Raw genomic sequence first — 20,009 nt, forward strand, 5'->3', positions numbered from 1 at the left:
ATGGACCAGGAGTTTTCCTGGTCTTTTTTTATTAATGAAAATAGCTAGCAAATAGTAAGGTAATCCAAATTATAACGGGATAAGAAAATAAGCTGAAAAGGAGTGTAATTACGAATTGCTTTTTATGAATGAAGTGTTTTTCGGATAACAAGAAGAAAATAGAAAAGATGACAATGAAAACTGCTGATATTGCGCCAGGATTATAGGAACGATAAATGAAAAACAAAATAAGATGTTGAACAGAGTTGAAGAAGATAGCTCCTTGAATAAAAATAATCCAGTAAATAGAAGATATGATGTTTAACTGATATAGAATAATTATGAGTAAGACAAAGATTGTTAATATAGTAATTGCAATGAAAAATTGTGTGTTAGTTATAAAGTGAATCGAAAATTGATTAGCAAGGTATTGTGGCATTTGAAAGGCCTCTTCAAGGTTGTGAATGAAAAATAAAAAGGGGATTAGCCAAATTGTATTAGCGGTGAAATGTCTTGTTGAAGATGTTTTTATCAATTTACATCAGCTCCAATAAAGATATAGAAAGCCTATAAAAAAACAGGCCTTCTATACGGATATGGTTATTCAATTATGATACTTTTTAAATGCTCCTCGGGATGTGGTTGTGCTTCTGTATAAGAAGGTAGCTCTTCCTGTAAAATGTTTAGTGCTTGCTTAGCTGATTGCTGAATCGGATTCGGTAGCTCTTCTAATATACGCATACCAACTTTTATTTTTGTACGAATTACCTTTCTTAGTAGTTCATCATGCATGTACTACACCTCCAAACCGAATGTTTAGTACATCATCTTCAAACTTAGCTCCTTGAATAGAAAGGTGCGTTAATGTTTTTGGCAATGTGATATTTCGCTTCGCAGAACCAGCTCGAATAATAAGTTCATCACCTTTTTGATTTAATGAAAGTTCACTTTTGTTTGAGAAGGGAATGGACAGAACGAAAATATACTCATCGCCATCTTTTTTTACATATTGTGTGCGACCGTTAAATTTCACTTCCGTAGGAGAAGAGTCAGATTTAAATAAAGCGTCTCCTACACGTTCTAACATAGACAAGCCAACAACTTCTTGTTCAAACATCGGAGCTTCGTAAATAGGAAGTGGCTGAAAACTATCTTGAATTAATGTTTTATATTTCTTTTGCGTATCTTTCCATGCCTGAAAATAAGGATCGGTGACAGTGTTAGGGATGACGCGGTTAATCATAATGGCATCTACGTTATAATCGTATAAGTTTAAATAAGTAAAGCTGCGCTGAGCTTCTTTAATGACCATTTTTTCAGGATTTACAACGATGCGGATACTTGTTATTTCTCGGTTTGATAAAATATCTCTCATTTCTCCAAGCTGTTCAAGTGTATTTGTTAATTCGTCCATAATATCATCGGTTGGAAGGGGGACACCAAGAAGTGGTTGAGCTACAGGACGAACGACTTTTAAAACTTTTCTTTTAATAGGAAATAATTTTTCCATCCACCAGCCGAGCATGTCTGGAAAGCTGAGCATTGCTAATGTTTCTCCAGTTGGTGCACAATCAATGATGATAACATCATATGTGTTTTGTTTATAATAATCGAGTACGCGAAGTAAGCTAATTAAATCTTCCATACCAGGAAACATTGTTAATTCTTCTGTTGTAATATCATCGGCTGCTTTGGAAGTGAAGAGTAGTGTAATATATTTCTGCAATTTTCCCCAGCCTTTTTCCATTTCATAAATCGTATTAATTTCTTGTGCCCATAAATTTTCTCGAATTTCTAATGGTTCAGAAGATAGTTTTATGCCAAATGAATCTCCTAAACTATGAGCAGGATCTGTACTCATTACTAATGTTTTTAATCCTTTTTTTGCGCTTTGGAGTGCTGTTGCTGCTGAAATGCTAGTTTTTCCTACGCCGCCTTTACCCGTATACAAAATAATTCTCATCATTCTATCCCCTTTGTTTCGAGTTTCGAATATTACGAGTGTCGAAGTATTTAATTGAATAAAAACCCAGCTAGGGTTTTATTCAATCGGAATGTTTTTCATTTTAGGTGTAGAAACCTTTTCTTCTGTTTTTTGCTGTGACGTAGCGATGTGATTCATGATCTTTTGGAATATTTGTAATAAGAAAGCTGTTTCTTCTTCTGACAAAGCTTCTGTCACTAGGTTAAAGTAATGGGCCGCATTTTGTTTCACTTCTTGAACGAGTATTACGCCGTTTTCTGTTAAACGAATTAATACAATACGTCGATCGTTTTCATCACGGTATCGTTCAATATACCCCTTTTTTACAAGACGATTTACAACGCCTGTCGTTGTACTCATCGGTATATCAAGAAGTTCAGCGATTTTTGTCATTGTAATATCTGTATTTCGCTCCATCCAAAGTAAACAAAATACTTCTGTTTTAGAAAGTGTTAAATCTAGGCTTACCCATTCTTCAGGATAGAAAAGTTTCTTGGCATTATCTAGCAGTAAGTCTAAAAAATGTTCATATTGCAACAATTATTTCCACTCCCGTATATTTCGAGGTTCGTAATATTTATTTTTATTTTATGTAGAATTGAAATAAATGTCAATCATTTTAATTGTTTTTTCAGATTAGACAGAAAACTACCTTTAAAATAATATTTTTTTATGATAGATTTATAAATAGCAAAATAGAATTTACATAAAAATCCATCGTGATAAATATATTTGTCTATAATGGGTGTACAGCCAACGAGGGGGAGAACGATGAGAAGACGAAATACGCAAGCGTTCACGTTTTTAGCATGGACTTCATTTGTTTGCGCGCTTTCAGGTATGCTAATTGGGATTTATACGTTAGATGAAACGCTTAGTGTAAAAGGATACTATTTAATTGGAACATTATTTTTAACAATGTCTTGTTTTGTATTACAAAAAACAATTCGTGATAATGAAGAGGATAACGAGAGATTTCCGAAAAATAAACCGTTAGATAAAGAGTAAATCGTAAAGAAAGGCATTTGCCTTTCTTTTTTTATGTAAAAATACCGTAAGTACCGTGTGTTGACTTGCTTGAAGTACTGAAAATTTGGTATCATCAATAGTATTGTAGATTGAACGATATATTATGGAGGTGGCCTAGCCGTGTCAAGAATTTCCGTTGAGAATGTAAAGCACGTAGCACATTTAGCACGTCTTGCAATTACTGATCAAGAAGCAGAAAAATTTCAAAAACAACTAGATGCAATTGTTACATTTGCAGAACAGTTAAATGAATTAGATACAACTGATGTAAAACCAACAACTCACGTATTAACTATGAAAAATGTTATGCGTGAAGATGTACCAGAAAAAGGTTTACCAGTAGAAGAAGTATTAAAAAATGCACCGGATCACAAAGATAATCAAATCCGTGTTCCAGCAGTATTAGAATAGAGGAGGGAATTTCGATGTCATTATTTGATCATTCGGTATCAGAGTTACATAAGAAGTTAAACAACAAAGAAATTTCCGTTACGGATTTAGTAGAAGAATCTTACAAACGTATTGCGGATGTTGAAGATAACGTAAAAGCTTTTCTTACATTAGATGAAGAAAATGCACGCGCGAAAGCGAAAGAATTAGATGCAAAGATTGGTGCTGAAGATAATGGTTTATTATTCGGTATGCCAATCGGTGTAAAAGATAACATTGTAACTAACGGTCTTCGTACAACTTGTGCGAGCAAAATGTTAGCAAACTTTGATCCAATTTATGATGCGACAGTTGTGCAAAAGCTAAAAGCTGCTGATACAGTTACAATCGGTAAATTAAATATGGACGAGTTCGCAATGGGTTCTTCAAATGAAAACTCAGGTTTCTATGCTACGAAAAACCCATGGAACTTAGATTATGTTCCAGGCGGATCTAGTGGTGGTTCTGCGGCAGCTGTAGCAGCAGGAGAAGTATTATTCTCTCTAGGTTCTGATACGGGTGGTTCTATCCGTCAACCAGCTGCATATTGCGGTGTTGTAGGTTTAAAACCAACTTACGGACGCGTATCTCGTTACGGATTAGTAGCATTCGCATCTTCACTTGACCAAATTGGACCGATTACACGTACAGTAGAAGACAATGCATACTTATTACAAGCTATTTCAGGTATTGACCGTATGGATGCAACTTCTGCAAATGTTGAAGTTGGAAACTATTTAGCTGGCTTAACAGGCGACGTTAAAGGTTTACGCATTGCTGTACCAAAAGAATACTTAGGCGAAGGTGTTGGCGAGGAAGCTCGTGAGTCAGTATTAGCTGCTTTAAAAGTATTAGAAGGTATGGGCGCAACTTGGGAAGAAGTATCTCTTCCGCACTCTAAATACGCTCTAGCAACGTATTACTTACTATCTTCTTCTGAAGCATCTGCTAACCTTTCACGCTTTGATGGCGTGCGTTACGGTGTTCGCTCTGATAATGTAAATAATTTATTAGATCTTTACAAAAACACACGTAGCGAAGGTTTCGGTGATGAAGTAAAACGTCGTATTATGCTTGGTACATTTGCTCTTAGCTCTGGTTACTATGATGCATATTACAAAAAAGCACAACAAGTACGTACATTAATTAAGAACGACTTTGAAAATGTATTTGCTAACTATGATGTTATTATTGGGCCAACAACGCCAACTCCGGCATTTAAAGTGGGCGAAAAAGTGGACGATCCAATGACAATGTATGCAAATGACATTTTAACAATCCCAGTAAACTTAGCGGGTGTTCCAGCGATTTCTGTTCCATGTGGATTCGGTGCTAACAACATGCCACTTGGTTTACAAATCATTGGTAAACACTTCGATGAAGCGACAATTTACCGCGTTGCACATGCGTTTGAGCAAGCAACAGACTATCATACAAAAAAAGCAAGTCTGTAAGGAGGCGAGCATAGATGAATTTAGAAACAATTATTGGTTTAGAGGTTCACGTTGAGTTAAAAACAAATTCGAAAATTTTCTCTGCGAGTCCAACAGAATTCGGAGCAGAGCCAAATACACAAACAAGTGTAATTGACTTAGGATACCCAGGGGTACTTCCTACTTTAAATAAAGAAGCAGTTAACTTTGCAATGAAGGCTGCAATGGCATTAAACTGTGAAATCGCAACGGAAACGAAGTTCGACCGTAAAAACTATTTCTACCCAGATAATCCGAAAGCTTACCAAATTTCTCAATTCGATAAGCCAATTGGTGAAAATGGTTGGATTGAAATTGAAGTAGACGGTAAAAAGAAACGTATCGGTATTACACGTCTTCATTTAGAAGAGGATGCTGGTAAATCAACGCATACAGCTGATGGTTCATTAGTAGACTACAACCGTCAAGGTATGCCTTTAATCGAGATCGTATCTGAGCCAGATATGCGTACGCCAGAAGAAGCATATGCATACTTAGAGAAGTTAAAATCAATCATTCAATACACTGGCGTATCTGATTGTAAGATGGAAGAAGGTTCTCTACGTTGTGATGCGAACATTTCCCTTCGTCCAGTTGGACAAGAGAAGTTCGGTACAAAAGCGGAACTGAAAAACTTAAACTCATTCACTTACGTACAAAAAGGTCTTGAGCACGAGCAAGTGCGCCAAGAGAAAGAATTGTTATCTGGTGGTATCATCCAACAAGAAACACGTCGTTATGATGAAGCAACGAAGAAAACAATCTTAATGCGTGTGAAAGAGGGGTCTGACGATTACCGTTACTTCCCAGAGCCAGACTTAGTTGAACTTTACATCGATGATGAGTGGAAAGAAGAAATCCGTGCTTCGATCCCAGAACTTCCAGATGCACGTAAAGCTCGCTACGTTGCAGAAATTGGCTTACCAGCTTATGATGCACACGTATTAACATTAACGAAAGAGATGTCTGATTTCTTTGAAGCAGCAATTGAAGATGGAGCAGATGCGAAACTAACATCAAACTGGTTAATGGGTGAAGTGCTTGCATACTTAAACAAACAACAAAAAGAATTAAAAGACGTTGCATTAACGCCTGCTGGTTTATCTAAAATGGTTCAATTAATTGAAAAAGGTACAATTTCTTCTAAAATCGCGAAGAAAGTATTTAACGAATTAATTGAAAAAGGTGGAGACCCAGAAGAAATCGTTAAAGCGAAAGGTCTTGTTCAAATTTCTGACGAAGGTACACTTCGTAAGGTTGTAACAGAAATTCTTGATAATAATGAGCAATCTATCGAAGACTTTAAAAACGGTAAAGACCGTGCAATTGGCTTCTTAGTTGGTCAAATTATGAAAGCGACAAAAGGACAAGCCAATCCACCGCTTGTTAACAAAATCTTACTTGAAGAGATTAATAAGCGATAAAAATAAAAGAGGAATTCTTATTTTTGAGCGCTAAAATAGTATAGATTCTTAAAGATTAAACAGAAAAAACACCCGTATTTGGGTGTTTTTTCTGAGTTAATCAAACGTTTGTTTAAATGGTGAAAAATAATTTAAATAAACGTTTGATTAACTGTCAAAAGTGAAAAAATGTTTGTATAGCAACTATGGTATGATAGTTGCAAAAAGGTGGGAATAATGATAAATCTAGACATAGAGGTTTTTTTCATCTCATGAAATAATAGATAATTATTATTCGTTATATGTAAATTGATGTGAGGAAATAGATGGACATAAATTTTTTGTAAAACAAAACCATTGAAATGAATATTTACTTTTGATGGGCTACACGAATCGGGTTCTTACTGCCTGTTTGAGCGGGATAAAAGAAGGATAGGAAGATGAGAGGAGGTAGGCATGGGAATACTGAATAGAAGTTCGGTATGTTCTTTTTCGATACATAAAGAAATTTCCTGTGCTAATAAATGATGAAGCGAGCAAGGATTATTTATAACCCTACTTCTGGACGTGAGCTATTTAAGAAGAGCTTACCAGAAGTATTACAAAAATTAGAACAAGCTGGATATGAAGCGTCTTGTCATGCGACAACTGGTCCTGGAGATGCGACTGTGGCAGCGAGGCAAGCTGCGGATCGTAAGTTTGATGTTGTTATCGCAGCTGGTGGTGACGGTACGTTAAATGAAGTGGTGAACGGTTTAGTAGGACATGAACATCGTCCAAAGTTTGGAATTATTCCAGTTGGAACGACAAATGATTTTGCGCGTGCGATTGGTGTACCTCGTGCTATTGAAGAGGCTGCGGATATTATTTGTGAAGGGAAAACAGTTCCGTTAGATCTTGGTAGAGCGAATGATACATATTTCATTAATATTGCTGGTGGCGGCCGTATTACAGAATTAACATATGAAGTGCCAAGTAAGCTGAAAACGGTATTAGGTCAACTTGCTTACTATTTAAAAGGAATCGAAATGTTACCATCATTACATCCAACATATGTTGAAATCGAGTATGATGGGAAGTTACTACAAGAAGAAATTACGATGTTTTTAATTACAAATACTCGTTCAGTTGGTGGATTTGAAAAGGTAGCACCATATGCGTCTATTAACGATGGGTTATTTGATTTATTAGTGCTGAAAAAAGGTTCTATCGCTGATTTAATTAAAGCAGCAACACAAGCGCAGCGAGGGGAACATATTAACAATCCAAAAGTGCTATATACACAAGCGAATCGAATTAAAGTGCATTCACCAGATAAACTAATGATTAATTTAGATGGTGAATATGGTGGAGATGCGCCGATGGAATTCGAAAATATATATCATTGTCTAGAACTATTTGTTCCTGAACATCAAGAAGATGCCCTGTAAAGGCATCTTTTTTTGTTTTTACCTCACTATTTGCGAGTAATAAGACGCCCCGGCTGATTAAAGTTTAGATGAATTGTAAATTGGAAGTTAGTTTGATTTTTATGGTATTTTTACAATCCGTTTATTTTATATCCATATTTTATTGATACACTGGAGGAGATAAGAAACGAGAGGTAGGGTGCTATGGAAAAGGTAAAAGCAATACTATTTGATAAAGATGGGACATTAATGGATTTTCATTCAATTTGGATAAAAATAGCTGAAGAACTTGTGGCGGAATGTATAAATTTATATCAACTTCCAAAGTCAATGCAGCAGAATTTATTAAAAGAGATCGGTGTGGAGGGGGTATTTGTGAACCCTTGTAGCGCAATAGCGGCAGGAACAAGCCTTGATGTTGCAAAGGGGCTTTGTAAGTATATTACGTCATCTAAGGAAGAGGAGATGCATGAGTGGGTAAGTGAAAAGTTATTTTCTCTTATGTACGAGCATCGTTCATATATGAGAATGACGGCGGATTTACCGAGAATTTTACAAGGTTTAAAGGATAGAGGATTTATTTTAGGTGTTGTTACAGCTGATGATTTCGCCCCGACAGAATTATTTTTAAAACAGTATCAATTAGAGTCTTATTTTGATTATGTTGTAGCTTCAGATACGTTTCCGGCACAAAAACCTGATAAAAGAATTGTAGAATCATTTTGTGAGAGATTTAATTTAGAAACATGTGAAGTAGCGGTCGTCGGGGATACACCGACGGATTTACATTTAGCGAAAAACGGTGGTGACTGCTATGCAATTGGCGTACTATCTGGTACGGGTGATCGTCAAACGTTAGAACCACTTGCAGATTTAGTGTTACAATCTGTTGAAGATTTAATTTCTCATTCAGGTGAGTTTATTTGGAAACAAGGAAAGTCTAATGTATAAACAAATAAGTCTATAAAGACTCTTTATGAGTCTTTATAGACTTATTTTTTATGCCGAGATATTAAGAGAATGGGATGAATACTAGAAAGGGGAAGTTGGCATACATCTTGCAATATAAAGAGAAAACATTGTATAGAAAAGGATGGGGTACACAATGAGCACAAAAAAATTTGCTAAAGTAAATGAACAAATTCCAGGGCCGAAAGCAGCGTCTTTATTAGAACGCCGCCAAAATATAGTACCAAAAGGAGTAAGTAATGGTATTCCAACATTCGTACAGTCTGCAGATGGAGCTCTTGTAACAGATGTTGATGGTAATCAGTACATTGATTTTGCAGGAGCAATAGGGACAATTAACGTAGGACATTGTCATCCAGCTGTTAAAGAAGCACTTCATAAACAAGTAGATCAATATATTCATACGGGATTTAATGTCATGATGTATGAGCCATATATTGAATTAGCGGAAAAGCTTGCTGCATTAGCGCCAGGAAGTTTTGATAAACAAGTCCTGTTTTTAAACAGTGGTGCAGAAGCAGTTGAGAATGCGGTGAAAATCGCTCGTAAATATACGAAGAGACCTGGGATTATCGCATTTTCTAAAGGGTTTCATGGGCGTACATTAATGACAATGACGATGACAAGTAAAGTAAAACCATATAAATTTGGATTTGGCCCATTTGCTCCAGAAGTATATAAGGCGCCATTCCCATATGAATACCGTCGTCCAGAAGGATTAACAGAAGAGCAGTATGATGATTTTATCATTGAAGAGTTTAAGAACTTCTTCATATCAGAAGTAGCACCAGAAACAATTGCAGCCGTTGTAATGGAACCTGTTCAAGGGGAAGGTGGATTTATCGTTCCAAGTAAGAAATTTGTTCAAGAAGTACGCAGCATTTGTTCAGAGCACGGTATTTTATTTGTAGCGGATGAAATTCAAACAGGCTTTAGTCGTACCGGAAAATACTTTGCAATTGATCATTATGATGTCGTTCCAGATTTAATTACGGTATCTAAATCATTAGGTGCTGGTGTACCGATTAGTGGTGTTATTGGGCGTAAAGAAATTATGAATGAGTCTGCACCGGGAGAACTGGGCGGAACGTATGCAGGAAGCCCACTAGGATGTGCGGCTGCATTAGCTGTGCTTGATATAATTGAAAAAGAGAAATTAAATGATAGAGCGATAGAATTAGGAAAAGTCGTAATGAACCGATTTGAAGAGATGAAAAATAAATATAATTGCATTGGTGATGTGCGCGGCTTAGGGGCAATGTGTGCATTTGAGCTCGTTCAAGATCGTAAGACTAAAGCGCCTGACAAAACATTGGCAGCTAATTTATGTGCGGAAGCAAATAAACGCGGATTACTTCTACTATCAGCAGGAACATATGGAAATGTTATTCGCGTGTTAATGCCATTAGTTATTACAGATGAGCAGCTAGAGGAAGGTTTAACAATAATTGAAGAATCATTGCAAGCTTGTTATGAGCAAGCGAACATCGCTCGTGTTTAAAAACTGAATTATAAATCGCAAACATTCTAGCTTACTCTATATAAAATGCAGAAAATTCACTTTATAATAAAGGTAGTAAAGTGAATCGATGGATATGAAGTAGGGAGTGGCTAGGATGGTTGCAGAAAAGGAACGAGTGTTGATGGATTTACAAGATGTATTTGAATATGCATTTGACGAAATTTTTGTTACAGATGATAAAGGAATCGTTGTGCGTGTAAATAGTACGTGTGAAAGACATTACCAACTCTCTGCTAAGGAATTAGTAGGAAAGCATGTACAAGAACTACAGAAAGAAGGAATTTTTTATCCGTCTGCAACATTAGAAGTAATTGAAAAGAAAAGGCCAGTTGAACTTGTTCAAACAACAAAATCAGGAGAATATTTACACGTTCGCACGCGTCCAGTATTTGATGAACAAGGTAATTTAAGACGAGTTATTAGTTATTCCCGAGATCTTACAGAACTCTACCAATTACGTAAGAAGGTAGAGGAGATGGATAATCAGTTAAAGACATATAAGAAAGAATTAAGAGAAACATATGAGCATGAAGGGCTTATTTTTAAAAGCATTGCTATGCAAAAAATAGTTGAAACAATCAAAAAAGTTTCTGTGGTGGATAGCACTGTTCTCATATTAGGTGAGACAGGAGTAGGGAAAAGCCGACTAGTACGCCATTTACATGAAGTAAGTCACCGGAAAAATGAAAGTTTTTATGAGATTAATTGTGCGGCATTGCCGACGAATTTAATTGAATCTGAGCTTTTTGGATATTCAGGTGGGTCTTTTACAGGGGCAAATCGTGAAGGGAAGAAGGGACTGTTAGAATCAGCGCATAAAGGAACTCTTTTCTTAGATGAAATCGGTGAAATGCCGCTTGAAATTCAGGCGAAACTTTTGCAAGTATTACAGGAGAAAACATTTCGGCCGGTAGGAGGAAGAGACTTAAAAAAAGTAGACGTTCGTATAGTCGCCGCTACGAATAGAGATTTAAGTAAAATGGTAAAAGAGGGGACATTTAGGAAAGATTTGTATTACCGCCTAAATGTAATCCCAATTTCAATTCCTCCGCTTCGTGAAAGAACAGAAGATATATTACCGTTAGTCTATCATTATTTACAGCATTTCAATAAAAAGTATGGACGTGATGTGAAGCTAGCTCCTAGTACGTTACAAATGTTTGTAGGGTATTCATGGGAGGGAAATAATAGAGAGATAGAAAACGTAATCGAGAGGATTGTTATAACTGCTGACGATGTTGTCACGATAGAAGATTTACCAATATCGATGCAGGAGTCTACAGTTGAGCAATCGGGTCAAAGTCTCTATAAAATGTTAGAAGAAGTGGAACGAAACATTATCTTAAAAACATACAAAACACATGGATCCAGCTATAAAGTCGCAGAATTCTTGAAAATAAGCCAATCTGCTGCTACTAGGAAAATTAAGAAGTTTATAGAGGAGGATTATATAGTTGGAGGAGAAGAAGGAACTTAAAAAAGTGTTATCACGTTTTGATGTTCTTTTCCTTGCGATAGGCGCCATGCTTGGATGGGGTTGGGTTGTACTCTCAGGGGATTGGGTTACATCGGCTGGTTCTATAGGGGCAGTTATTGCTTTCATTATAGGAGGATTACTTGTTATTTTTGTGGGACTAACATATGCTGAACTTGCTTCTGCCATGCCGGAAACAGGTGGTGGTTTATTATATGTAAAAAAAGCATTTGGGAAAAAATCAGCATTTATCGCATCGTGGGCAATGGTACTTGGATATGTATCAGTTGTTACTTTTGAAGCTGTTGCTTTACCAACAGTGGTAGATTATATATTGCCAAATTATCAAAGTATTTATTTATGGACGATAGGAGGCTGGGATGTATACTTGACGTGGGCGATGATTGGAATGGGTGGGGCATTACTTATTACAATCATTAACTACTTTGGTGTCAAAACAGCCGCTGTATTTCAAAGTATATTTACAATATTTATTGTAGCGACGGGCATTATGCTCGTTTTTGGATCTAGTTTTAACGGAGATACAAAAAATTTAGAGCCATTTTTTATAAATGGTGCAGGCGGAGTAATGGCTGTCCTTATAATGGTTCCATTTCTGTTTGTCGGATTTGATGTAATCCCGCAAGTAGCGGAAGAAGTGAATCTTCCATTTAAAGAAATCGGAAAACTTTTAATATTCTCTGTTGTTTGTGCGGTCGTATTCTATCTACTTATTACAGTTGGAGTTTCGATGGCATTAGATCAAAACGCACTCTTGAATACGAAATTGGCAACTGCTGATGCGATGGGAGTAGTTTTTGGATCGAAAATATTTGCGAATATTTTAATCTTTGGCGGGCTAGCTGGAATTGTTACAAGTTGGAATGCTTTTATCATTGGAGGTAGTCGTGTGTTATATGCGATGGCTAAAAATGAAATGATTCCAGCTTGGTTTGGAAAAGTGCATCCGAAATATAAAACACCTACTAATGCGATTATGTTCCTAGGGATGCTATCATTTTTTGCTCCGTTACTTGGAAGACCAGCACTTGTATGGATTGTAAATGCAGGTGGACTTGGGATTGTTGTTTCATATTTATTAGTTAGTTTATCATTTTTAAAGTTACGCAAAACAGAACCTAATATGGCTAGACCGTTTCGCGTGAAGAATGGAAAAGTAGTCGGGAGTATAGCAGTAATATTAAGTATTGGTTTTATTTTATTGTATATGCCAGGTATGCCTGCTGCATTAATTTGGCCGTACGAATGGCTAATGGTGTTAGGGTGGACGATTTTAGGTGGTTATTTCTTTATGAGAATGCTGTTTGATAAGTATAAGAACAATTCTAATGAGAATGAAGATATAGAGGAGGAAGAAAACATTGGATAAAAAAGCGACGTTCGTAAACTTAGAGAAAAAGGCGATGTATATAAATGGTGAGTGGATTACACTGCAAGAACAAATCGAAGTGAATAATCCAGCAACAAAGGAAGTATTTGCAACTGTACCAAAGGGCGGGATTATAGAGGCAAAGCAGGCAGTTGATGCTGCACATGAAGCTTTTAAATCATGGTCAAAATTAACTGCAGCAGATCGTGCAGTAAAGTTAAAAAAATGGTTCACACTCATTGATGAAAATAAAGAAGAAATTGCAGCAATCATGACGAGAGAACAAGGAAAGCCGTTCGCAGAAGCACTTGGTGAAGTAAATTATGCAAATAGTTTTGTTGAATGGTACGCAGAAGAAGGAAAGAGAATATACGGTGAAATGATTCCTGCTTCTCATCCGAATAAACGTATTTTAGTTATGAAGCAACCAGTTGGGGTTATGGCAGCTATTACACCATGGAACTTCCCAGCTGCTATGATTACGAGAAAGGTAGCTCCAGCGCTTGCAGCGGGCTGTACAGCGGTTGTGAAACCAGCGAGTCAAACACCATTAACGGCATTGAAGTTAGTTGAATTAGCACATGAAGCAGACATTCCAAAAGGTGTAATAAATATTGTAACAGGTAGTGCAAAAGCAATTGCTGATACGTGGATGGAAGATGAGCGTGTCCGAAAGGTTTCCTTTACAGGATCAACTGAAATTGGGAAAGAATTAATGGCTAGCGCTGCACAAACGATGAAAAAGGTTTCACTTGAGTTAGGTGGTCATGCTCCATTTATTGTTATGAATGATGCTGATTTAGATAAGGCGGTAGAAGCGGTAATCGGTTCGAAATTCCGTAACGCAGGACAAACGTGTATATGTACAAACCGCGTCTTCGTTCAAGAAGAAGTGTACGAAGAATTTGCAGGAAAGTTCACAAAAGCTGTAGAGCAGCTTAAAGTTGGAGACGGATTCGGCGAAGGAACAACTGTAGGGCCACTTATTGATGCGAATGCAATTTCGAAAGTACAAGAACATATTGAAGATGCAATTCAAAAGGGTGGAGAAGTTTTATACGGTGGCCATAAATTTACAGAGTTAGATGGATATTTCATTCAGCCGACAGTAATTGGATTGGCAAATGACACGATGCTTTGTATGAATGAAGAAACATTTGGACCGGTTGCACCAGTTGCGAAATTTAAAACGGTTGAAGAAGTAATCGAACGTGCAAATAATACACCATATGGCTTGGCTGCTTATATTTTCACAAAAGATATTAGTCAGGCATTCCAAATTAGCGAAGCATTAGAGTACGGAATTATCGGCTTAAATGATGGACTTCCATCAGTTGCACAAGCACCATTTGGTGGCTTTAAAGAAAGTGGTATCGGCCGTGAAGGAGGCCATTTCGGTATCGAGGAATATTTAGAAATTAAATATATTTCGTTAGGGCTATAAGTAGTATACTAGAATCTCTATAAGGTAACAGAGAAGGAGATTCTAGTATGGTATATTGGCTATTATTACTCGTAACAATTATTTTTGAAGTAGCTGGAACAATTGCGATGAAATTATCGAACGGTTTAACAAAGCCCGTTCCAAGTGTACTTATTTTTGTATTCTATGGAATTTGTTTCAGCGTGTTTGCTATCGTTGTTAAAAAGATTCATTTAAGCATTGCCTATGCAATTTGGTCTGGTGTGGGAACACTACTTATTACGATTATTAGTGTGTATTTCTTTAAAGAGCATATTAACTTATTCCAAGCGTGTTGTATTCTTTTTATTGTTTTAGGAGTAATTGGACTTAAAGTTTCATCAGCATCATGAAAGCTATCTTTTGTAGAAGATAGCTTTTTTCTTTGTCACAATTTATATCAGCGATTTTTGAAATATATTGATGTGCCGGAAAAAACGACATAATAAAAGGAGGCTGCCCATTGGGGGAGCCTCCTTTTATATTAAAACGCCCAGTTACCTTTACGGAAAATCGGCTCATGTCTTCCATCGGCTGTAATACCATCGATATCAAGCTCAGCTGATCCGATCATGAAGTCATTGTGTGTAATACTAGCGTTCGCACCATTTTCAGCAAGTTCGTCTTTAGACATTGTTTTTCCACCAACTAAGTTAAATGCATAAGCATTTCCGATTGCAAGGTGGCAAGATGCGTTTTCATCAAATAGCGTATTGTAGAATAAAATATTTGTGTTCGAAATTGGTGAATCATGAGGCACTAAAGCAACCTCGCCTAAGAAGTGAGAGCCTTCATCTGTTTCTACTAAATGTTTTAAAGCTTCTTCTCCATCTTCTGCTTTGTAGTCTACGATACGTCCGTTTTCAAATGTTAACGTGAAGTTATCGATAATGTTGCCTGCAAATGCTAACGGTTTTGTGCTAGACACTTGGCCGTTTACACCTGTTTTAAGTGGCATTGTAAATACTTCTTCAGTTGGAATGTTAGCCATAAATGGTACGTTCTTTTCATTTAGGCTACCAGCACCAGCCCATATATGCTTTTCTGGAAGTTCGATCGTTAAATCTGTTCCAGGCCCTGTATAGTGAAGAGCTTTATAATGCTTTTCGTTTAAGTAATCAACTTTTGTATGTAGCGTTTCGTCATGTTCTTTCCATGCTTCCACAGGATTTTCTAAATCAGCACGAGTAGCTTTGAAGATAGCATCCCATAGTTTTGCTTCCTGCTCTTCTGGTGCTACGTCAGGGAATACTTTTGCAGCCCATTCTTTTGTTGGAACAGAAATTACACACCAGCTTACTTTATCTGCTTGTACATAATCACGGTATACTTTCATTGCTTCTCCGGCTACTTTATGAGCAGTTGCGATACGCGTTGATTCTACGCCTTTTAATAAATCAGGGTTTTCTGCATAAATAGACATAAATGCAGCGCCTTCTTTTGCTAATTCTTCACGAGCATGTGCTTTCCAAGATGGGAACTCAGCGAAAGCTTCTTCAGGAGCTAGATCGAACTTTAAGCGTGTTAACGTCTCATCATTCCAATCAACATATACGTGTTTTGCACCAGATTTATATGCTTTTTCTGTAACGAGGCGTACAAATTGTACAGCTTCAAGAGGTGCACTAATTGATAAAGTTTGTCCAGGTTGAATATTAACACCAACATTGACTGCAAGGGCAGCATACTTCTCTAACGTTTGTTCAAATGACATATGTATAATCTCCTTTAGTTTGAAAGATTTCTTACTATATATAATACAAGAAAATTCTAAAAATATATATAAATATAAAGTAAAAAGAGAGCTCAAAATGTATTGAGCTCTCACAGTTATTTAATGGAAGAAGCAAACTGTTCAACTGTAGTTGTATGGTGTATGCGAACGCGCTTCATTTTTAACAGCTCATCTGGTTCGCCCTTTGTAATGAACTGTCCAGGCTTCGTTGTCGTTGCAAATTGATAGTATTTCTTCGTTTCTGCGACGACTTTATCATCTACATGACCGAATGGATAAGCAATTGCGATAACAGGCTTACCAGTTATTTTTTCTAGCTTTTCTTTTGATCCTTTTAACTCTTCTTCATAGTTTGTAATTTTCGGCAAGTCAGCGTGTGTTGCTGTGTGAGATTGTACAGAGAAAATGCCGGAACCAACCATTTCTTTTATTTCAGATGTAGAAAGAGCTCCTTCTACATCAACATTATCAACAATCATATATTCTGTTGCCGCTGGTTTAAATGTATCGTCTTTTAGTTTTTGTAAAACATGAAATGCATTCATATTATTTTTCATACCGTCATCAAATGTAACGAAAATCGGCTTGTTTACTTTATTTATATCGCCCCAGCGTTCAAACGTTAACAATGTATAACCATTTTCTTTTAAATATTTCATTTGTGCTTCAAAGTTAGCTGGAGATACGAATAAATCTTTAATACCTTGTCCGTGGTAATCATCAATTGCATGATACATAAGAACAGGAATTTTTTGCTCGAAAGTTATAGTAGACTTTGTAAGCGGAATAGTTTTCCCATCCTCTTTTATCCCTAATGCTTCAATTTGATATTCCCCACGTTTTCCTTCAAATTCCTTTATGTCAAAAGGAATAGTGAATTGTTTCTCCTTTTCCTTAGAAGAAAAAGATTTAGTATTTTCTTTTCCATCAGCAGTGCGCCAAATTTTATATTGTACTTCGGTTAAAGAATCCTTTATGTCCGTAATATGAATATTTACGTTTGTAGATTCGTGCGTAATTGGATTATAAGAAATTTTACCTTGTTCTTGCACGGTCTCTTCTTGTTTCTTAACTTCTTGAACCTTTTTCTCTTTTTTAGGTTCTGGACTTACATTGCTAGTACTACATCCTGCTAGAATGGCAGATGTACATAAAGCAATTGCTGCGTATTTTTTCATGAAATCACCTTCTATTGTATATTATGGTGCATGCTTACATTAAAATCCCCACCGCTATAAGAGTGGTGGGGATATACCCTTGTTCATCATATCATTTGAAGAAAATGAGGGGAATATGATTTTTAGGAGGAGCTATTAGAGCGAAAGATTAGTGACTTTGAATAGAGGTATTCTTTCGTTTCTTATTAGAATTGATAATAATATAACCGACTACAAAAATAAGAGGAATAATGAAGACATAGATCGGCATTCCCCATATATAATAACTTTTCATGCTTAAAACTAGTAAATGTAAGAAGTCGAAAAGAGCGTGGGCTTTCATAGTATCCTCCAATGTGTTTTTTTACAAATTATAACATTGCACATTTGTGATTTGTATATTTTGGTAAATGATTTAAGCTAATTTTAAAGTAAGAGGAAGGTTTATTAATATGCAATTTTGCATATTTAGAGTAGTTTCTATTAAAATATCAGGATCTTAAACTATAATAAGAAACGCTATAAATGAAAGTAATACTGATGTACGGAGTGGAGAACAGAAATGAAATATAAAAAAATAGTATATATTCTGCTCATATCGTTATTCATAGTTGGTTGCCAAAGTGAAGTGAGTAAGGCGAATAGTGTGGAAGAGTATATTCCGAAGCATCTGATGAATGCGGAAGTTACGGCGGATATTATGACGATTGAGATGGATCGCGATACCCGTAAAAAAGTAGAGGCTATTACTAAAAAAATGAGAAATTATGTGGAGAATGATCAAGAATGGTATGTAAACTACATATCGGGGCATATAGATAAGCAGGTGAAGCCTTATCATCCGAATTTTGGTGTTACGGAAGAAGAATATAATTTTTTTAGGAACGCTGTTGAGAATAGTAGTTTATCTAATACAAGTGATGGAAAGCTGCAATTTAAACAAAAAAGTAACCATGAGATAGAAATTGTTTCAAGTGAAAATCTAGAGCTATTTCAAAATATAGTAATTGATACGGAGAAAAATATAGTAAAAACTTCGTTTGGAGAATGTCAGTATGTTGGAGAAGAGAAAACACCTTTGGAACAAAAGATAACGGGGCCCTGGCATGGCAAGCAATGGATGCTAAAAGAACAAAATTTAATTTACTTATTTTCTTTGGGTAAGCTTGAAGGAGAGAATAAATCCATTATTGATATTTCAGTAAAAGGCATACACGAAGGAAAACTTATTAGTAAAGAGGAAGTAGTTGAATTTCGTTCGGTTTCATAAAGAATCAAAAAATCACCTTACTTAAACAAGTAAGGTGATTTTTTATTAAATAAACAATCCAGCGATTGTTGCAGATAAAATAGAAGCAAGTGTTGATGCAAATAGCATTTTCCAACCGAATTTTGATACGATGCTTCCTTGCTTTTCAGAAAGGGCACGGATTGTACCAACGATTGCACCAATTTGGCTAATACTTGCAAAGCTAATTAAGAATACAGTAACGATTCCAACTGTACGTGGATCTAATGTTGCAGCAGCGCCTTTTAAATCAAGGATTGCTACGAATTCATTTAAGACAATCTTTGTACCCATAATACCACCAGCTGGGATAATATCATGAACTGGGATACCCATTAAGAATGCGAATGGAGCAAGTATATAACCGAAGATTTGTTGTAAAGTAACAGCATATCCCATTGCACCTGAAGCTGCGCTGATTACGTAGTTTACAACTTCCATAACACCGATAAAGGCGATCATTAATGCGGCAACGATACCAGCTACTTTTAAACCATCAAGCGCACCGTTAATCATTGCACCGATAAAGCTGTCTCCGAATAGAGTTCTATCAAATTTTTGAATCACTTCATCTTCCTTTTTCGTATCAACTGGTGTTAATAACGAACAAACGATTAAGCTTGAGAATAAGTTTAGTGGAAGAGCTGCTAGTACATATTTCGCATCTAACATCATTACGTACGATGCTGTAACAGAAGCAGAAACTGAGCTCATCGCAGAACAACAAATGATAAACATACGGTTTTTATTGAAATGTTGTAAATCATTTTTAATAACGATTAACGCTTCACTTGAACCGAAGAATACAGAGTTTACTGCGTGGAATGATTCAACGCGTGGTAAACCAGTAATTTTTGAAATTACGCCGCCGACAACGCGAACGATGAATGGTAAAACACCTAAATAACTAAAGATAGAAAGTAGTGCTGAGAAAAATACGATAATTAATAATACATTTAAGAAAAAGACAAAATCTCTTTGAATTCCATTAAAGAGAAAATCGACACCTGTCGTACCAAGTTTAATTAGTTTGTTGAAAACTTTACCAATGAAAACAATGATTTGTTGACCAATCTTTGTGCCAAACATAAACCAACCGATTAAAATTTGAAAACCAATCATAATAGCAATTGCACGGAAGTTGATTTTACTTTTGTTGTTTGACAAAGCAAAGCATAAACCTAAAACGACAAGAATGCCGATAATGCTCATTACGTATTGCATGTAGTTGCCCCTTTCAGAAGTTCGTATAAAGTTTGTACATAAAACGCTCGTTATATTACTAAAAATAAAATGAAGAGGTTTTA

19 protein-coding genes are annotated in these 20,009 nt (G+C 36.2%); 12 read left to right on the forward strand and 7 right to left on the reverse strand.

What is annotated here, in order from left to right; all coding sequences use genetic code 11:
• Positions 1-31: 31 nt before the first annotated feature.
• The 4 genes from LUS72_RS01840 to LUS72_RS01855 form a co-directional block, all read right to left on the reverse strand.
• The gene (locus LUS72_RS01840; protein WP_141533372.1) at positions 32-514 is read right to left on the reverse strand and encodes an HXXEE domain-containing protein; all 483 of its coding nucleotides are present in this window, start codon (positions 512-514) and stop codon (positions 32-34) included.
• Between the two features lie 65 nt (positions 515-579).
• Positions 580-771 carry a DUF3926 domain-containing protein gene (locus tag LUS72_RS01845; protein ID WP_264448525.1) on the reverse strand — a complete coding sequence of 64 codons (192 nt, stop codon included), beginning with the start codon at positions 769-771 and terminating at the stop codon, positions 580-582.
• Entirely contained in the window at positions 764-1,945 is a 1,182-nt protein-coding gene (locus LUS72_RS01850; RefSeq protein WP_097828997.1) for an ArsA family ATPase, read from the reverse strand. Before LUS72_RS01850 ends, LUS72_RS01845 begins: the two co-directional genes overlap by 8 nt.
• Positions 1,946-2,020: 75 nt before the next feature.
• Positions 2,021-2,503 (reverse strand): MarR family winged helix-turn-helix transcriptional regulator, encoded by a 483-nt coding sequence (locus LUS72_RS01855; RefSeq protein WP_264448526.1) that lies wholly within the window; start codon positions 2,501-2,503, stop codon positions 2,021-2,023.
• A gap of 231 nt (positions 2,504-2,734) precedes the next feature.
• Between LUS72_RS01855 and LUS72_RS01860 the strand changes: the two genes are divergently transcribed.
• From LUS72_RS01860 to LUS72_RS01910, 11 genes are all read left to right on the forward strand, one after another.
• Positions 2,735-2,971 (forward strand): YiaA/YiaB family inner membrane protein, encoded by a 237-nt coding sequence (locus LUS72_RS01860; RefSeq protein ID WP_001254393.1) that lies wholly within the window; start codon positions 2,735-2,737, stop codon positions 2,969-2,971.
• A gap of 141 nt (positions 2,972-3,112) precedes the next feature.
• Positions 3,113-3,403, forward strand: coding sequence for an Asp-tRNA(Asn)/Glu-tRNA(Gln) amidotransferase subunit GatC (gene gatC / locus LUS72_RS01865; protein WP_000086999.1), 291 nt, complete (start codon positions 3,113-3,115; stop codon positions 3,401-3,403).
• A 14-nt stretch (positions 3,404-3,417) separates the two neighbouring features.
• Positions 3,418-4,875, forward strand: coding sequence for an Asp-tRNA(Asn)/Glu-tRNA(Gln) amidotransferase subunit GatA (gene gatA / locus LUS72_RS01870; protein WP_000051449.1), 1,458 nt, complete (start codon positions 3,418-3,420; stop codon positions 4,873-4,875).
• A 14-nt stretch (positions 4,876-4,889) separates the two neighbouring features.
• The gene (gene gatB / locus LUS72_RS01875) at positions 4,890-6,317 is read left to right on the forward strand and encodes an Asp-tRNA(Asn)/Glu-tRNA(Gln) amidotransferase subunit GatB (protein ID WP_001047688.1); all 1,428 of its coding nucleotides are present in this window, start codon (positions 4,890-4,892) and stop codon (positions 6,315-6,317) included.
• Positions 6,318-6,820: 503 nt separating this feature from the next.
• Complete coding sequence (locus LUS72_RS01880; protein WP_000977668.1) at positions 6,821-7,726, forward strand: diacylglycerol kinase; 906 nt, start codon at positions 6,821-6,823, stop codon at positions 7,724-7,726.
• 183 nt (positions 7,727-7,909) lie between these two features.
• Entirely contained in the window at positions 7,910-8,656 is a 747-nt protein-coding gene (locus LUS72_RS01885; RefSeq protein ID WP_264448529.1) for an HAD family hydrolase, read from the forward strand.
• 154 nt (positions 8,657-8,810) lie between these two features.
• The gene (gene gabT / locus LUS72_RS01890) at positions 8,811-10,175 is read left to right on the forward strand and encodes a 4-aminobutyrate--2-oxoglutarate transaminase (RefSeq protein WP_264448530.1); all 1,365 of its coding nucleotides are present in this window, start codon (positions 8,811-8,813) and stop codon (positions 10,173-10,175) included.
• 115 nt (positions 10,176-10,290) lie between these two features.
• Positions 10,291-11,673, forward strand: a complete 1,383-nt coding sequence (locus tag LUS72_RS01895) for a sigma-54 interaction domain-containing protein (protein ID WP_097828991.1) — start codon at positions 10,291-10,293, stop codon at positions 11,671-11,673.
• Positions 11,651-13,060 carry an APC family permease gene (locus LUS72_RS01900; RefSeq protein ID WP_097828990.1) on the forward strand — a complete coding sequence of 470 codons (1,410 nt, stop codon included), beginning with the start codon at positions 11,651-11,653 and terminating at the stop codon, positions 13,058-13,060. The genes LUS72_RS01895 and LUS72_RS01900 overlap by 23 nt, the downstream gene beginning before the upstream one ends.
• On the forward strand, positions 13,053-14,504 hold the full coding sequence (gabD, locus tag LUS72_RS01905) for an NADP-dependent succinate-semialdehyde dehydrogenase (RefSeq protein WP_097828989.1): 1,452 nt from the start codon (positions 13,053-13,055) through the stop codon (positions 14,502-14,504). Before LUS72_RS01900 ends, gabD begins: the two co-directional genes overlap by 8 nt.
• A 47-nt stretch (positions 14,505-14,551) precedes the next feature.
• The gene (locus tag LUS72_RS01910) at positions 14,552-14,875 is read left to right on the forward strand and encodes a DMT family transporter (protein ID WP_097828988.1); all 324 of its coding nucleotides are present in this window, start codon (positions 14,552-14,554) and stop codon (positions 14,873-14,875) included.
• A gap of 131 nt (positions 14,876-15,006) precedes the next feature.
• Here the strand turns inward: LUS72_RS01910 and LUS72_RS01915 are convergent, their stop codons facing one another.
• Positions 15,007-16,236, reverse strand: a complete 1,230-nt coding sequence (locus tag LUS72_RS01915) for an aminopeptidase (RefSeq protein WP_097828987.1) — start codon at positions 16,234-16,236, stop codon at positions 15,007-15,009.
• 116 nt (positions 16,237-16,352) lie between these two features.
• On the reverse strand, positions 16,353-17,435 hold the full coding sequence (locus LUS72_RS01920) for a polysaccharide deacetylase family protein (RefSeq protein WP_071747217.1): 1,083 nt from the start codon (positions 17,433-17,435) through the stop codon (positions 16,353-16,355).
• Positions 17,436-17,976: 541 nt separating this feature from the next.
• Here LUS72_RS01920 and LUS72_RS01925 point away from each other — a divergent pair.
• Positions 17,977-18,684 (forward strand): hypothetical protein, encoded by a 708-nt coding sequence (locus LUS72_RS01925; protein WP_097828986.1) that lies wholly within the window; start codon positions 17,977-17,979, stop codon positions 18,682-18,684.
• Between the two features lie 45 nt (positions 18,685-18,729).
• Here the strand turns inward: LUS72_RS01925 and LUS72_RS01930 are convergent, their stop codons facing one another.
• Positions 18,730-19,926: a NupC/NupG family nucleoside CNT transporter gene (locus tag LUS72_RS01930; RefSeq protein WP_097828985.1), complete on the reverse strand. Its 1,197-nt coding sequence runs from the start codon at positions 19,924-19,926 to the stop codon at positions 18,730-18,732.
• Positions 19,927-20,009: the final 83 nt, after the last annotated feature.

It is taken from the genome of Bacillus cereus (assembly GCF_025917685.1).
Lineage (GTDB): Bacteria > Bacillota > Bacilli > Bacillales > Bacillaceae_G > Bacillus_A > Bacillus_A cereus_AT.